The organism is Streptomyces odontotermitis, from assembly GCF_050510915.1.
Lineage (GTDB): Bacteria > Actinomycetota > Actinomycetes > Streptomycetales > Streptomycetaceae > Streptomyces.
Map to the genome: position 1 here is coordinate 309,361 of NZ_JBNJLS010000002.1, position 14,245 is coordinate 323,605.

General features: G+C 68.0%; 14 protein-coding genes. 5 read left to right on the plus strand and 9 right to left on the minus strand.

The features are described 5' to 3' along the window. Window positions 1-67: 67 nt before the first annotated feature. The 3 genes from ACQB60_RS07620 to ACQB60_RS07630 all read right to left on the minus strand — a co-directional run bounded on the left by ACQB60_RS07620 (window position 68) and on the right by ACQB60_RS07630 (window position 3,267). The gene (locus ACQB60_RS07620) at window positions 68-253 is read right to left on the minus strand and encodes an FxLD family lanthipeptide (protein ID WP_496925050.1); all 186 of its coding nucleotides are present in this window, start codon (window positions 251-253) and stop codon (window positions 68-70) included. A 63-nt stretch (window positions 254-316) separates the two neighbouring features. Further along, window positions 317-1,522, minus strand: coding sequence for a methyltransferase, FxLD system (gene fxlM, locus ACQB60_RS07625; protein ID WP_496925051.1), 1,206 nt, complete (start codon window positions 1,520-1,522; stop codon window positions 317-319). An 896-nt stretch (window positions 1,523-2,418) separates the two neighbouring features. Next, on the minus strand, window positions 2,419-3,267 hold the full coding sequence (locus tag ACQB60_RS07630; RefSeq protein WP_496925052.1) for a TauD/TfdA family dioxygenase: 849 nt from the start codon (window positions 3,265-3,267) through the stop codon (window positions 2,419-2,421). A gap of 165 nt (window positions 3,268-3,432) precedes the next feature. Here ACQB60_RS07630 and ACQB60_RS07635 point away from each other — a divergent pair, with 165 nt between their 5' ends. Both ACQB60_RS07635 and ACQB60_RS07640 read left to right on the plus strand, forming a co-directional pair. Next, window positions 3,433-3,885, plus strand: coding sequence for an NUDIX hydrolase (locus ACQB60_RS07635; protein WP_496925053.1), 453 nt, complete (start codon window positions 3,433-3,435; stop codon window positions 3,883-3,885). 15 nt (window positions 3,886-3,900) lie between these two features. After that, window positions 3,901-5,079, plus strand: coding sequence for an XRE family transcriptional regulator (locus ACQB60_RS07640; RefSeq protein WP_496925054.1), 1,179 nt, complete (start codon window positions 3,901-3,903; stop codon window positions 5,077-5,079). Between the two features lie 35 nt (window positions 5,080-5,114). Here ACQB60_RS07640 and ACQB60_RS07645 read toward each other — a convergent pair whose 3' ends face one another. Next, window positions 5,115-5,528, minus strand: coding sequence for an ATP-binding protein (locus tag ACQB60_RS07645; RefSeq protein ID WP_496925055.1), 414 nt, complete (start codon window positions 5,526-5,528; stop codon window positions 5,115-5,117). Window positions 5,529-5,826: 298 nt separating this feature from the next. On the opposite strand from ACQB60_RS07645, the gene ACQB60_RS07650 reads away from it, so the two are divergent. Continuing rightward, window positions 5,827-7,164, plus strand: coding sequence for an NsdA family TPR-like regulatory protein (locus ACQB60_RS07650; protein WP_496925056.1), 1,338 nt, complete (start codon window positions 5,827-5,829; stop codon window positions 7,162-7,164). Between the two features lie 3 nt (window positions 7,165-7,167). Here ACQB60_RS07650 and ACQB60_RS07655 read toward each other — a convergent pair whose 3' ends face one another. Then, on the minus strand, window positions 7,168-8,199 hold the full coding sequence (locus ACQB60_RS07655; RefSeq protein WP_496925057.1) for an NAD-dependent epimerase/dehydratase family protein: 1,032 nt from the start codon (window positions 8,197-8,199) through the stop codon (window positions 7,168-7,170). A gap of 396 nt (window positions 8,200-8,595) precedes the next feature. Between ACQB60_RS07655 and ACQB60_RS07660 the strand changes: the two genes are divergently transcribed. Next, entirely contained in the window at window positions 8,596-8,781 is a 186-nt protein-coding gene (locus ACQB60_RS07660; protein WP_496925058.1) for a helix-turn-helix transcriptional regulator, read from the plus strand. A gap of 101 nt (window positions 8,782-8,882) precedes the next feature. Here ACQB60_RS07660 and ACQB60_RS07665 read toward each other — a convergent pair whose 3' ends face one another. Then, a complete protein-coding gene (locus ACQB60_RS07665; protein WP_496925059.1) occupies window positions 8,883-10,040 on the minus strand; it encodes a tyrosine-type recombinase/integrase in 1,158 nt (385 codons plus the stop codon). Between the two features lie 183 nt (window positions 10,041-10,223). Here ACQB60_RS07665 and ACQB60_RS07670 point away from each other — a divergent pair, with 183 nt between their 5' ends. Beyond that, window positions 10,224-11,504, plus strand: a complete 1,281-nt coding sequence (locus ACQB60_RS07670; protein WP_496925060.1) for an MFS transporter — start codon at window positions 10,224-10,226, stop codon at window positions 11,502-11,504. Window positions 11,505-11,529: 25 nt separating this feature from the next. Here ACQB60_RS07670 and ACQB60_RS07675 read toward each other — a convergent pair whose 3' ends face one another. The 3 genes from ACQB60_RS07675 to ACQB60_RS07685 form a co-directional block, all read right to left on the minus strand. Beyond that, window positions 11,530-12,681 (minus strand): serine hydrolase domain-containing protein, encoded by a 1,152-nt coding sequence (locus tag ACQB60_RS07675; protein ID WP_496925061.1) that lies wholly within the window; start codon window positions 12,679-12,681, stop codon window positions 11,530-11,532. A gap of 107 nt (window positions 12,682-12,788) precedes the next feature. Continuing rightward, window positions 12,789-13,286 carry a thioesterase family protein gene (locus ACQB60_RS07680; protein WP_496925062.1) on the minus strand — a complete coding sequence of 166 codons (498 nt, stop codon included), beginning with the start codon at window positions 13,284-13,286 and terminating at the stop codon, window positions 12,789-12,791. After that, complete coding sequence (locus ACQB60_RS07685; protein WP_496925063.1) at window positions 13,283-14,239, minus strand: 3-hydroxyacyl-CoA dehydrogenase NAD-binding domain-containing protein; 957 nt, start codon at window positions 14,237-14,239, stop codon at window positions 13,283-13,285. Before ACQB60_RS07685 ends, ACQB60_RS07680 begins: the two co-directional genes overlap by 4 nt. Window positions 14,240-14,245 lie beyond the last annotated feature (6 nt).

Sequence of the window (14,245 nt, forward strand, 5' to 3'; positions counted from 1 at the left end):
CGCGTGGTGTCCGGCCGCGCCCGTGGCAGGGCACGGCCGGACACCACGATGAGTGCGCTCGGTGCGGTTACGGGCAGCTCACGCACGCCGTGGCGCACGTCGAGTTGCAGCCGTCGTTCGTCAGGCGGATGAGCTGGTCTGCGGCGGGGCCGCCCTCGACGATCGTGACGTCGAGCTTCCAGGCCGCCTCGTCGCCAGACGACTCGTCGTCCAGCTGCTCCGGCGTCTGCGGATGCTCCATCTGTACGGTCATGCATGCCTCCTTGAAGAGTGATGGGTGGTGCATGGTCCCGAGGGCATAGGGCCTCGGTGTCTCTCAGGCCCAGGTCGCTGTGAGGATGCCGTGACGGCGCAGCACGGCGTTCTCCGGCAGAGGAGCGGGAGCTGGACCCGGCAGGTAGCGGAAGGTCGCGGCTCCCCGACGGCGGTGGTTGTGCGCCCAGCGGCGGAGCAGGTCCGCGTACTCGTCAGCGAGCGCCTCGGCCTGCGGTCCGTGAGCGATCACGCCACTTTCGTAGCCGCCGATCTCGGCGTTCTCACGGCGGATGCGGTAGGCGAAGCTGTCCCTCCTCACCAGCGCGGGCACGCCCTTGAGTGCGGACGCGTCGACGAGCCCGCTGTCGACGGCAGCCGGGGCCGCGTGGAGACGAGCCGGGCTGCGCAAGTTGAGTGTGAGGAACAGCTCGAGCTCGTCGGGCAGGTCGTACGCGGCCCCAGACCAGTGCGCCACTCGGGATGTGTCCAGGGCAGCGTTGAGCGCTGGGGCCTCCAGTGGCACCCGGACGTCATCGGTCTGCAGGGCGATGCCCTTACGCAGCATCACCTTGCGTTCCTCGGCGGCGCCCGCGCCTTGCATCGGCACGAAGTGAGCCAAGTTGTAGGAACGGCTGACCAACTCGTCTCCGTCACGGTCAAAGGCGATTGAGCGGGTCGCCCCGCACACCGTCAAAGGGACGACGAGCCGCCCCTTCTCCGTGAGTTCGTCAATCCAGGCCGGGGGCACGTCCCATGCTGCGGCGGTGACAATGATGCGGTCGTACGGGGTGCCGTTGGGCACGCCGTGCTCAGCGTCAGCGAGGACCGTCTTGACCTGGGTGTAGCCAGCGGAGTCGAGGCACTGGCGGGCCTGGTCGATGACGTCGCGATCTCTGTCAACAGTGGTGACCTCGCCTGTGTCTCCGACCATTTGCTGTAGGTAGGCCGCGAAGACTCCACCGGAACCGACCTCAAGCACGTGCATGCCGGGCTGGACATCGGCCTGTTCCAACATGACGGCTTGGATGTGAGCTGCGGACATGACGCTGGTGTCCATGCCGTGCTCGTCCTTCTTCACCGGCACGGTGCGGTGAAGGTCGTACACGAGCTCCAGAGGTGCCTCCGGCGCGAATCGGTGACGAGGCACTGCGGCGAAAGCAGCGGCAACGGGCTCGGACTTGATTCCGTCTTGCTCACGGAGCGCATGGAGCATGTCTGCGCGCAGCCGGTCCGGATCGCGAACACTTGAGGGGTCAATTGAGGTCACTTTATGGCCTATTCCTAGCGAGGAGGTTGTCGTAGAGGAAGCCGGAACGCATCAGCGGCGATGCCGCTAACCCGGTCCGCGCTTTGTGCGTGCGGCTGTGCGCCGTTGAGTCGGAGCTGGGGTATCTGTCGATCCATGTGTCCTGTGTTCCTGAGTTGGGATTCGCCGGGTGACAGGGTGAGTTCGGGCCACCGGAGAGTGGCGTGTTGGGCCAGTGCGACCGTCGCCGACACCTGCGTCAGACAGTGCTGGGGTGTATCGCAAGCTGGACGGTGCTTCGGATCAGTGAGTCGATTCCGGGCATGGCCTGGGGGGGATGCTGCATCAGGCACGCGTACGAGCCGTCCGCCGTGGTGTCGCGCCGCACGGGCTCCCAGCCCCAGCGAACCAACCGGTCTCGCAGCCGCGCGTGCGGCACAGTGCACCGCACCCATTCACAGTCGCTGCCGAGGCTCGCGGCGTGATTCAGGGTCCAGCAGGCCATCAACCATGCCGACTGCCTGCAGGAGGCATTCGTCCTGGTAAGTACAAAGTCCACCGTCACCGTCGGCTCAGCCCGCTCGGCATCGGTCCACGCCATGGATCCGGATACCCCTGAACGAACAGCCATCCAGCCCATGACTGCCTCCTCATCCGCGAGGACAAGGAGCGTGAGGTCCGTGGGATTGAAAAGGCGCATTCGGGCGGTGCCCTCGAGGCTGAGGCGTGGCGTAAGGCCACGTGCCGACAAGAACAGCTCTCGCTCACTGGCGATGGCGAGCAAGGACTCGCGATCAGCGACCTCAGCTGGTCGTAAGTCAAACAACGTGAATCTCCAAGTGATTGAAATGCAGGGACGGAAGGGCCACACGAAATGGTCGACACAGAGATGGGCCGAGCAGCAGCGGTGGCATCGCTCATCGCGGCACCGTGCCGAATGACGAGTGGCGTGCCAGAAGCTGGCTTGAAACAAGGTCGTCTCGCGGGCCTGCTCCGGTGCCATGCGCCGTGGAGAAGCCCGGCAGGAGGGAGAACCGGGGTTCGCCCAGTGCACGCCAGCACAAGCGTTCTCCGGTGAAGGCTCTCCGCCCGTGCAGCCATCGCGCGTTGTCGACGAGATAGCCCTGGCCTTCAGCGAGGGCCAGCTTCCACTGGGAGTTGACGAGTGCCTGGTGGAGCTGCGGCAAGTGAGGTGAGATGACGGGGCTGAAGCGGGCACGGCCCTCATCCATGCGCAACCGCATGGAGACTCGGTGACCAGGGTGCGGGGTGAAGATCTGGGTGGTGTGGCCGTCCCCGGCCCCGAAGTAGGCGGTGTTCGGCTGGGAGAGGGCCGTGCAGGCGTCGGGTGCGCCAGCCAGGAGGTCGGCGTGTACGGCCCGGCCGTCGTAGAGGAGGCTCTCGCCACCAGTGGCGGCTGGCCGTGCGTTCACGAACATCATCAGGCGTGGTGGGTGCGGGGTGCTGGAGCGGTCGGTGTGCGGTGCGAGTTCGCCGGAACTGAAGCCGGCGAAGCCCGCACCGAGCGCCTCCCGCCTGCTGGCGCACACTGTGGTGAGGCCGTCCGTGTCGCTGTCCCGGTGCCAGGTGATGGTCATGAACTGCCGGACGAAGTCGAGCATCACAGCCCGGGATGTGATCCCTTCCACGGTCACGAGCCCGGTGTCCCGCAGCTGAAGCACAATCTTGTCGACCGCGCCCGGGGACGCGATGTCGACCAAGTGGTGCGTGAACAACTCGCGGGTCTGGGGCGGGACAGCTGACATCGCGTGACTCCTTGGTCGCATGGCGGTGCTCTCAGCGTCGGCAAGTGGAACCCGCGGCGTAAAGCGACTGTTTGTCGACTCGGACAAAACCCTCGTAGCCGCAGGGTGTTGAGGGATGCGTGCTACGTTCCGAAGACCCCAGCCGCACACCGAACGAGGACCGCGATGACATACACGCCTCCGCTCTGGCCCGTGTCGGTCAAGGGTGTTGCCCTCGACGCCAGAGACCGCGTGCTGCTGCTCAAGAACGAACGGTCCGAGTGGGAGCTGCCCGGAGGCAGGCTGGAGATCGGCAATGCCTCCACTGACCAAGTACCGGACCCGAGTTGCGAGTCTGCGCTTGAGCGGGAGATCAACGAGGAGACGGGCTGGCGGGTGAAGTCGGGACCGCTCCTTGACACCTGGATCTATCAGCCGATTCCCGACCGCCGTGTCTTGATCGTCACGTACGGATGCCAAGTCCTGACCCCGGACGCCACCCCCGTGCTGAGCAACGAGCACAAGCAGCTCGGCCTCTTCGACGCCGCCGAGGTCCCCACGCTGAACATGCCGGACGGTTACAAGCAGTCCATCGCCACCTGGTACGCCCAACTCGCCACGGGCCGGAACCACTCCTAGGGGGAGTGACCTGCCATGGCCGAGCCCCAGCCTCGGCACCTTCCAGCTCTGCGCCCCACCTCCCAGCACGCCCAGTGGCGCTGGGCCACACCCCAGGGCGAAGCCACGCTCGCCGGCGGTGACCTTGGAGCGATCCTCCTCTTCCACCGTGAGGTTCACGGGCTGACCCAGACTGAGCTGGGAGACATCCTCGGGTACGACAAGACCTACATCTCCGCGCTGGAACTCGGCCGCCGCACTCTCAAGGACGTCGACTCGCGCCGCCGAGTCGCAGGGCTGCTGGCCCTGCCACCCCACGTCCTGGGCGTCACTGACCCGGGCGTGACTGACCATCGCGCCATGCTCCAGTTCGGCGAAGGCGTCGTCCGGCTCGCCGAGGTAGCCCGCCAGTCCGGGCACGCTTCCGACGCCGTCGCCGAGCTCTGGCCCCTCGTCGCCCGCCTGGAGGCCCGCCTTGAGGACGGACACGCCGAGCGCGAGGTCCTCTACCTCCTCGCGCGCGCCCGAGTCGGTCTCGGCGTCGCCCTCGGCAACGTCCTGCCCGAGGAGAGGCTCAGTACCGCCGCTCATTGGACCGCCAAGGGGCTCGCCATCGCCAGGCACTTCGACGACCCAGCCTTCGCCTCGTACGTCCTGCGTATGCACGGCAACGAGCTGCGCAAGGCTCAGCTCAGTGGCTCCGCCGTCGACCGCCTGCGCCATGCCGCCGCCTTGGCCCCCGACGACGACACCCTCGCCGCCGTCCTGCCCCTGCTCGCTCGCGCCGCCGGACAGCTCGGCGACGGCGATCTGTTCGACTCCGTGTTGCGTGACACCGACCGACTCCTCGACACGGTCGAGCACACCTCGCTCGCCAACCCGTACGCCCTGCACGAGATTCACCTTCGGGGTCTGCTGGCCACCGGCCGACCTCAGCACGCGGTGCGGCTCGCCGAGTCCGGTCCGGCGCCCACCACGTCCGTCGCCCCGCAATGGCGCGTCATCGAGTCGGTGACCGCTGCCCGCGTTCGGATGATTGCCGGGGACCAGGGCGGCGCGGCAGAGTCGCTGCGGTTGGCGGTCCGCGAAGCGCTCATCCAGCGGTTGCCCCACCAACTCCAGCGCGTGATCCGGATCGCCGGAGACCGGCTCGGCGCGGAACGGCACGCGGCGGAGCAGGCCCTTGCCGTCCTGCGACAGCAGATGGCGGCCTGACACCGTCCCTGTCGAACGCAACACGGCTGCGTTGTTCACACCGCCCCCAGGGTTCCCGGACGGAACTCGGCCCAGACGTCCTTGCCCTCGCCGGTCGGCGTCGCGCCCCACGCGTCAGCGATGGCGCTCAGCAGTAACAGCCCGCGGCCGCCCTCCACGAGCGATTCCGGCTCACGGACGACGGGGAGTTCCGCGCTGTCGTCACTGACAACGACACGCACCCCAAGGGAAGAGTTCTGCAGGAGGAGCACGCAGTCGTCGGACTCGGCGTGCTCGCGAACATTGGTGATCATCTCTGACAGGCAGAGGCTGACCGCGTCGGTCAATTCATCCAGGCCCCAGAGGCGCAAGTGAGCGGCGACGATCCGGCGGGCCTGGCCGACGGCCTCCGGGTGAGCGGTCAGCCGCTGTTGGTACTCATGCGTACCCGTCCTTGCGACGGCAGCCATGGCTCCTCCAGCGCGCCGAGAGCGAAATCCATCAGAGACCCAATGCCACGTCGGCTCGGCGTCGAGCACGGAGTGGCGAAGGGGGACCAAGATTGCCGCCGAGACGGACACACCGCCATGTCACGGCGCATATCACCTCATGCGGACAGGGGTGACACCTGCATCATCGGCATGTCATCTGCATGCCACTTCTCCTAACGCCTCTACTAGCAGCCGACGTTGGGCGATAGTCGAGTACAGGAACCTGCGCCGCCACACCGTGAGCGGGGACGGCACATAACGAAAGGAAGCAACGGCCATGGACGCGCGGACGCTGCTTCAGGTGCTGGTACGCGAACGAGGCTGGACCTACGAGAGGTTCAGGCGGGCCTACGAGCAGACGGCTCGCATTCTCGCCTCCGAGACCGACAAGTCCCCTTTCCCTTCCACCGCGACAGTGGAAGAGCAGACCTTCCGTCGATGGACGGCGGGGCGAGTGAGAGGACTCCCGAACCAGCCGGCGCCAGAGGTACTGGAGCGCATGTTCGGCTACAGCGCCCCCCAACTCTTACGCACCCCAGCCGAGCTCCCTCCGCGACCGGGCCCTCACCTGCCTGCGCTCGACGAAAGTGAACTGGCCATGACTGCTAGGGACGCTGCCGCGCACGCCGGCGATGCCGCCTCTCTCAACGTCCCCGATCTGACCCTCGACCAACTGGACGACGACATCCTGTCTCTCGCCCGCGGCTACAGCAGCACGTCGCCAGTTGAGGTGTACCGGCGGGCGAAGGAACTCCTGAACATCGCACAGTCCTTGCTGGAGAGAACGCAAGTCCCGCGACAACGCACCCGCGCGTACCTCGCCGCAGGTCAGTCATCCGCTCTCCTCTCCGCGATCTCGTTCGACCTGGGGTCCCTGCCCTCCGCCGTAACGTTGTCGCGGACAGCCGCGCTCTACGGAAAGGTCATCGAGCACGGACCGTTGCAGGCATACTCACACGGGGCGCTCGCGTTCCTGGCGTTCTGGGGCGGACGCCCGTCCGAGGCCGTCCGGCTCGTGCACATGGCCCAGCAGTTCGGAGGGCTCGGAGACACCGCGCTCACACGGCTGTACGTCATCGAGGGCCGCGCGTATGGGCATCTCGGCAACAGCCATGAAGCCGAGCACGCCGTGCGTCGTGCCCTCGAACAGGACGGAGGCGGACGCGATGAGCTCCACGACGACATCGGGGGTGAGTTCGGCTTCTCCGCCGATCGCGTCGCCATGAGCAACGCGACGACCTATCTCCTGCTACGCGATGCCCAGGGCGCCGAGGCGGCAGCGAGTGGAGCCCTCCATCTTCTCAACTCCAGGCCGGAGGACGACCGGCCAATGCTCATCTCGACCCAGGCCGCGGTAGATCTGGCCCGGGCCCGGCTACTCCGACGAGAGCTCGATGGCGCCATGGAGGCGTTGGAACCTGTCTTTTCCGTGCCGACCGAATGGCGCGGAGCCGGAACCTTGGAGCGTTTGGCCGCAGTCCGCACCGAGCTCTGCCATCCCGACTTCCAGAGCGCAGCGCAAGCGGGCGCACTCGGCGACCGGATCGAGGAGTTCAGTACGGCAGCCACCGCGCACAAGTTGGGCCCGAGTGCACCACTCGCGATCGAGAGCTGACCGTCAACTGGTCAGCTTGGCCAAGATCTCCGCTTCCTTCTCCCCCGAGATGCCGTGCTCAGCCCAACGGGGATGATCGACCGGCATGCCCCCGCCCCTCAGCCACTCCCACGTATCGGCGACGGTTTCGGCGAGCGGCCGACATCGCAGCCCCGCCTCCTGAGCCTTGGCGGAGTCGATGTTCCACACACCGGCATGCGTTCGCCACAGCGGGAGCTCGGTCCACTGCCGTACACCGTGCTCGACCAACAGGTCGTCGGGCGCCCAGACGAGATGCCCCGCTCTGCCGGTGACGTCCAGGCAGGCGTTGAGGAAGCCGCCCATCGTCTCGTGGCCGATGGGGGCGGTCACGTTGTACGCCCCTCCAACCTCGGCGGCGGCCTGGTTCAGGGCGAAGTCGGCTACGTCTCGGACGTCCACCGGCTGGATCCCCTTGTCCGGGGAGCCCGGCGCGAGAACCGCCCCACCCCGCTCAGTCCGGCGCAGCCACCACGGCAGACGGCCCACGTACTCCCCCGGCCCCAGGATCACGCCGGGGCGGAGAATCGTGACGCGCTCATCGCCGAAGGTTTCCAACGACGCCCGCTCGGCACCCGCCTTCTGGCGCCCGTAGTACCAGTCCGGGCCGTCCCAACCTTCGGGTAGACGGCCGTAGTTGACATCTGCATCGGCGGGGCCGTCCAAGACTTCCGAGGATTCCGTAAGCGGCTCGTCCGGCCAGCCCCGGTAGGCGTTCACTGTCGAGATGTACACGTACCTGGTGACGACCGGCTCTAGTGCCTTGGCACCGGCCAGTACGTCACGGGATGCAAGCTCAGATGCGGAGGTATCGATCACGGCATCCCACGGGCCGTGGAGGGCGAGCTTGGAAAGGTCGTCGGCGACCGTGCGGTCGCCGTGGACCTCTCGTGTTCCTTGAGGGGCAGCCCCGGACCTTCCCCTGTTGAAAGCGGAAACCTCCCACCCTCGTTCCAGTGCTGCCTGCACGACAGCTCGACCCAAGAACCACGTTCCGCCCAGCACAAGAATCTTCATGCCCGCGATCCTGCCCGCCGTTCGCCCGAACGCGCCATGCCACATCTGTCATCTGGGAACGATCTGTGGTTCGCCCCAATCAAGACGTGAAGTTCTCCCCGCCGACGCGGGGTGTTCCGTCGAGGCTCTCGCATGCCTTGCCGGAGGAGCCGTTTGTCCCGCAGTCCCCGTCTTCCCTCGCCACCGGGTGAGATTGCTCCGGGTGACGAGAGTGTCGAGACGGTAGGGACCCAGCACCCATATCTGCTCGACCAGAGCTCTTCGAAAGTGGTTCGACGTGTGGTCCGGTGCCACCGTTCTCAGCCCGACTTCCGGGCCTATCTACCACTCCATTCACGGCACAGCCAAATCGCACATCGGACACACACTGGCCTCCCACGCCCACCTGGAGGTCCCATGCCCCCGCAGTTCATGGATGCCAAGCAGACCGCCGAATACCTCAACATGTCCATCACGTGGGTCTATCGCGACGCGCCTCGACTGGGCCTGGCCGCCTACAAGTTCGGTACCGGACGGAACGCAAAGTTGCAGTTCAAGGTCTCCGACGTGGACGCGTGGGCTCGACAGCAACGCCTTGGCTGACACGGAGGCCCGGAACAAGGGCCTGGTTCTTGCCTGAACGCTCTCGCCCCATCGGGCGTCGCTGCACAAGAACCAGGCCCCTTTCGTTCCCCGAGCCGTTCTCAGGCAGCGAGGTCGTGAAGACCCTGATCGAGGAGCCTCGCCGCCCGCCCGATCGACGCCGGCATCAGATGCCGGTAGATCCGGAACGTCACCTCGATGCTCTTGTGCCCCATCCACTCGGCGACATCCGTGATGGGGATGTTGTGTGCCAGGCAGTTCGCCGCGAAGAAGTGCCGGTTCCCGTAGATCGTCATCCCCTTGGGGATGTCCACGTCCTTACCGGGCAGCTTCCGGTACCAGATGGCGTTGATCGTGCTGTGGTTCATGTGCTTGGCACGGGTCCCTTGGAGGACATAGCCGTCCGCGGTGGTCCCGTGCTTCTCGACGAAGCGCTCGATCTCTTCCCGGATGCTCCGCGGCAGCGGGACTTCGCGGAACTCCCCCGGCTTCCTGTGCTTGAGCTTCTCCAGCTTCTTCGTCCGGTAGTGGACCTGCTCCGTGACCCGGTAGACGTCGTCCGCCACGATGTTGTTCACGTTCAGGGCCAGCGCCTCTCCGTTGCGCAAGCCACAGCCGGCCATCATGTCCACGAACATCGAGAAGCCGTCGTGGTCGGCAGCCGCCTTGATCCCGACGATCTGTTTCTTGGTCGGTACGACGGCCCGATCTGCCTCGTACTGCGGCGCGTCGACGTCTTGCAGTGGATGCTCGCTGATCGCTCCCTTGCGGTGGGCGTCGAGCAGGAGCGTCTTGAGGAGGACGTACACCTTGAACTGGGTCGGGTCGGGCGTTCCGAGGCGGTCCATCGTCGTCAGGAAGTTCTCCACCACCATCGGGCTGAACGTCTCCACACGACGTGATCCGAGCTCCGGGATCAGGTGGTTGCGGGCGAGGTGCTCGTATTCGTACGCCGTGCCGTACGAGAGCCGTCGCTGTCGGCCCATGTAGTCGCCGACGAAGTCCTCGAACCGCATCTGCCCGTAGCGGCGTATGAGCTCGGCCTTGGACGCAGGGGTGTTGGACTTCCGTGCGTACAGCTCGACGAGCCGCTCCTTGGCGGCGTCCTGCGTGCGGAAGCCGGTCTCCTCCCGCTGCTTGCCGCTCGCGTCGCGGTACCGGATGAAATAGGGATGCGGGCAGCGGGTGGGCTGGCTGCACTGGCACGTCTTGGCGAACGTGCCCATGCCGCGGGCGAGCTGCTTGGGTATGGAAGGCAATGTACTGACCTCGGGCTCGTGCTGACTTTTTGCTGACTCAGCGCCCGTGATTGTGGTTCCGATCTTCGGCCGCACCAAACGACAGCATCGGCCGACCGCGGCGGTGCGGCTTGGTTGACGGGTATATGAAAACTCCGTCAACCCTCGCGTGAGCAGGGCATCTCCTGGGGAAAGGTCAGGATCATGACACAGATGATCACGACCTCCACACGTCCTGCTCACCCGATACGCCAACTCCTCGCCGCCTCGGTCGGCAACGCCGTCGAGTGGTACGACTGGTACGCGTACACCTTCCTGGCGACCTACATAGCCCGGGAGGTCTTCCCCAAGGGGTCCGGCAACTCGCTGGTGCCACTGCTCTCCACGTTCGCCGTCTTCGCGGTGGGCTTCTTCATGCGGCCCGTCGGCGGGCTCCTGATGGGCGCGGTCGCCGACCGGCGCGGGCGCAGGGCCGCCCTGACCGTCACCATCCTGCTGATGGGCGGCAGCAGCCTCCTCGTGGGGCTCACCCCGACGTATGCGGCCGCGGGCATCCTCGCGCCGGTCGTCCTCGTCCTCGCCCGGCTGCTCCAAGGGCTCTCCGTGGGCGGCGAGTTCGCGGCGTCCACGACCTTCCTGGTGGAGTCCGCGGGGCCCGGCCGGCGCGGGCTCTTCTCCAGCTTCCAGTACGTCTCCACCAGCGCGGGCCAGCTCGCCGCGTCGGGCCTCGCCGCGCTCCTGGTCGCCACCCTCGGCGACGGGCAGATGGACGGGTGGGGCTGGCGGCTGCCGTTCTTCGTCGGGGCGCTGCTCAGCCTCGTCGGTTTCTGGATCCGGCAGGGCGCGCACGAGACGCACCGGGCGCCCGAGGACGAGGCCGCGCGCCCGGGCCTGTTCGACGCGCTGCGCAAGCACCCCCGGCAGTCGCTGCTGATCTGCGGCATCACGGCGGGCGGCACCATCGCCTACTACACGTGGACGTCGTACCTGCCGACCTACGCCGAGCTGAACACGGACATCAGCAAGAGCCAGGCGCTGCTCGCGGGCACGATCTCACTCGGCTTCTTCGCGCTGCTCCAGCCCCTCGGCGGGCTGCTCTCCGACCGGTTCGGGCGGCGCCCGCTGCTGCTCTTCTTCGGTATCGGCTTCGCCGTGCTGAGCGTGCCGCTGCTCAAGTCTCTCACCGGTTCGTTCACTTCCCTGCTGCTCGTGCAGTGCGCGGGCATGGTGCTGCTCACCGGCTTCACCGCGATCTCGGCGGCGGTGAACGCGGAGGTGTTCCCTGCGCGGGTGCGGGCGGCCGGCATCGGCTTCCCGTACTCGCTGACGGTCGCGCTGTTCGGCGGCACGGCCCCGTACATGGGCACCCTGTTCAAGGAGATCGGCTCTCCCGGGCTCTTCCCCTGGTACGTGGCCGTGCTCTGCCTCGCGTCGTCGGTGGTCTACCTGCGGCTGCCGGAGACCGCGCACAAGGAGCTGGACTGAAGGGCCCGGCCGGGGCGGGCCCGGGTCAGGAGGTGAGCACGGAGACGACCCGTTGCGTCATGTCCTCGGCCGCGGCCACGGGCGTCGGGGTATAGGCAAGCACGAACCTCAGCCGCAGGTCGCGGGTGGCGAAGACGCGGGTGCGGTAGCCGAAGGTCTCGCCGGTCTTGCCCCACAGCGTTACGCCGTTCACCGTGGCCTTCTGTAGGCCCAGGCTGTAGCGGGCCGGGCCGCCGTCCAGCATGCGGACCGAGTCCGGTGGCAGGGTGAAGAGCTTCTCCGTCGCCCGCGGTGGCAGCAACACTCCTGTGAACAGGGCCTCTTGGAAGCGCGTGAGGTCGTCGACCGTCGAGACCAGTTCGCCCTCGCCCCAGGAGCTCGACTGGTCGTAGACGGTGACGTCGCTCAGCGATCCGTCGGTCATGCGCAGATAGCCGTGCACGTGGGAGCCGTGCAGCCGCGGGTCGGCGCCCGGTATCGACGTCCCCGCCAGACCCAGGGGGCGCAGGACGCGGGAGTCGATCGCGGCGCCGTAGCTCTGCCCCGTCAACTCCTCGACCAGCAGGGCGAGCAGCACGTAATGGATGCCTCGGTACTCCTGCCGGGTGCCGGGGCGGAACTTGAGCGGGTCATGCGTCACCGTGCGGACCAGCTCGCGCGGGGTCCAGCGGTCGGACCGGTGGCGCAGGACGGCCTCGGGCGTGCTCAGGTCCGGCAGGCCGCGGTGGTCGGGGAGCCCGCTGGTGTGGTCGAGCAGCTGTGCCACGGTGATGCGGGCGGAGGCGGCGGGCAGCAGACCGGGGAGGTACCGCCCGACGGGGGCGTCGAGGTCCACGCGGCGCTCCGCCCACAGCTGCAGGACGACGGTCGCCACGAACGCTTTGGTGACGCTGCCCGCGCGGAACCGGTCGCCGGGGCGCGGGCCACGCCCGCTCGCCGTGTCGGCCGCCCCCGCCGTCCCGTACCAGCGGTCGGTGTCACGGACCGCCCGGAGCTGGGCCGAGGTGGACTCCGGGTGCGCGAGGTCGCAGACGGCTGCCCGCAGGGCGCGGGTGTCCAGTGGGCGGCGGCCCGCGCCAACCGCCGTGTGCGGCACGGCACTTCCCGCTGCCGCCAGCGCCGCGCCGGCCAGCGATCCGCGCACGAGCGAACGCCGTGAAAGCCATGAAGAGGTCATGGATCCCATGCTCCTCAGCGATCACGACCCGCTCATCCGGGATGCCCCGGAGACGCACCCGGAGCCGACCCCGTACGCCCCTCAGGGTGTTCCCACTGTCACCGTCCTCAGGGGGTCCCCACCGCCACGATCGACCGCCCCGCCCACTCCGGCGCCGCCTCCACGCGCGCGGTGAGCCGCTCCCGTACGTCGTCCGGGAAGGGGGCGGAGCGGCCCGCCGTCTGGTCGACGTGGAGCGCGAGCAGCTCGGTGGTGGCCACCGGCGCGGCGTCCGGCGCGGGCTCGGTCGCCGCGTCCTCGACCACGTACATCTCGTGCGCGAAGCGGGCCTTCTTGGCGTCCGCGCCCAACAGCCGGGTGCGGACCGCGAGATGGGCGCCCTCGGGGACGTCGTTCAGGTACCGCACGTGCGCCTCGACCGTGTAGAGCGAGCAGCCGGTGGACTCGCGGTAGCCCGCGTGCAGGCCGGTCTCGATCATCATGGCGTCGGTGGCGTAGCCGAAGACGAGCACGTAGAACGCCTCGCTCATGTGGCCGTTGTAGTCGATCCACTCGGGGCGGACCTGCTGTCGGAGCAGCGGCAGGGGCTCAGCGGGCGCGGTCACTTCGTGCCTCCGTTCAGGCGTCCGGTGGCGCGCAGGACATCGATGACGCCCTGGTCGCGCTCGGCCACGAGGTCGGCGATGGTGCGGCCGTCCGCCGCCTCGTCGCAGCCCGCGACCACGGCGTCGTAGAGCTGCTTGTCGAGTTCGGGGGCCTGAAGGCGCGTCCACGGGGACTTCAGGGACGGGCCGAAGTGGTCGAGCATGTGCGCCATGCCGCCCTCGCCGCCCGCGAGCGCGAAGGTGAGCATGGGGCCCATGAACGCCCAGCGCAGCCCCGGCCCCTCGGTGATGGAGTCGTCGATCTCCTTCACGGTGGCCTCGCCGTTGGCGACCATGTGCAGGGCCTCCCGCCACAGGGCCTCCTGGAGGCGGTTGGCGATGAAGCCGGGGACCTCGCGGTCCATGGTGATGACGGACTTGCCCGCCACCTCGTAGAAGCGCGACGCCCAGGCCACGGCCGCCTGGTCGGTGCGCTCGCCGCCGACGACCTCCACGAGCGGGATGAGGTAGGGCGGGTTGAAGGGGTGCCCGACGACGAGGCGCCCGGGGTCGGCCGCCTCGGTCTGCATGTCGGTCATCGGGTAGCCGGAGGTGGAGGAGGCGATGACGGTCCCGGCGGGCGCGGCGGCCGCCAGCTGCGCGAGCAGGTCGCGCTTGAGGTCCAGCTTCTCGGGGGCGCTCTCCTGCACGAACTGGGCGTCGGCGACGGCCTCTTCGAGGGTCGGGGCGACGGTGAGCCGGTCGCGGGAGGCACCGTCGGCGAGGCCCAGCTGGGTGAGCGCGGGCCAGGCGGCGTCGACGAGGCGGCGCAGCTTCTGCTCGGCGTCGGGGACCGGGTCCCAGGCGGTGACGTCGTAGCCACGGGCCAGGAAGTGGGCGACCCAGCCGCCGCCGATGACTCCGGCGCCTATGCAGGCGACGCGGCGGACTTCTTCAGGGGTGGTGCTGGTCATGGTGCG

What these genes read in the sequence shown, in the direction of transcription:
- ACQB60_RS07655 (WP_496925057.1), bottom strand. Translation starts at nt 8,199, where the DNA reads ATGAAGATTCTTGTGCTGGGCGGAACGTGGTTCTTGGGTCGAGCTGTC.
- ACQB60_RS07630 (WP_496925052.1), bottom strand. Translation starts at nt 3,267, where the DNA reads ATGTCAGCTGTCCCGCCCCAGACCCGCGAGTTGTTCACGCACCACTTG.
- ACQB60_RS07620 (WP_496925050.1), bottom strand. Translation starts at nt 253, where the DNA reads ATGACCGTACAGATGGAGCATCCGCAGACGCCGGAGCAGCTGGACGAC.
- ACQB60_RS07675 (WP_496925061.1), bottom strand. Translation starts at nt 12,681, where the DNA reads ATGACCTCTTCATGGCTTTCACGGCGTTCGCTCGTGCGCGGATCGCTG.
- ACQB60_RS07670 (WP_496925060.1), top strand. Translation starts at nt 10,224, where the DNA reads ATGACACAGATGATCACGACCTCCACACGTCCTGCTCACCCGATACGC.
- ACQB60_RS07685 (WP_496925063.1), bottom strand. Translation starts at nt 14,239, where the DNA reads ATGACCAGCACCACCCCTGAAGAAGTCCGCCGCGTCGCCTGCATAGGC.
- ACQB60_RS07635 (WP_496925053.1), top strand. Translation starts at nt 3,433, where the DNA reads ATGACATACACGCCTCCGCTCTGGCCCGTGTCGGTCAAGGGTGTTGCC.
- ACQB60_RS07660 (WP_496925058.1), top strand. Translation starts at nt 8,596, where the DNA reads ATGCCCCCGCAGTTCATGGATGCCAAGCAGACCGCCGAATACCTCAAC.
- ACQB60_RS07645 (WP_496925055.1), bottom strand. Translation starts at nt 5,528, where the DNA reads ATGGCTGCCGTCGCAAGGACGGGTACGCATGAGTACCAACAGCGGCTG.
- ACQB60_RS07640 (WP_496925054.1), top strand. Translation starts at nt 3,901, where the DNA reads ATGGCCGAGCCCCAGCCTCGGCACCTTCCAGCTCTGCGCCCCACCTCC.
- ACQB60_RS07650 (WP_496925056.1), top strand. Translation starts at nt 5,827, where the DNA reads ATGGACGCGCGGACGCTGCTTCAGGTGCTGGTACGCGAACGAGGCTGG.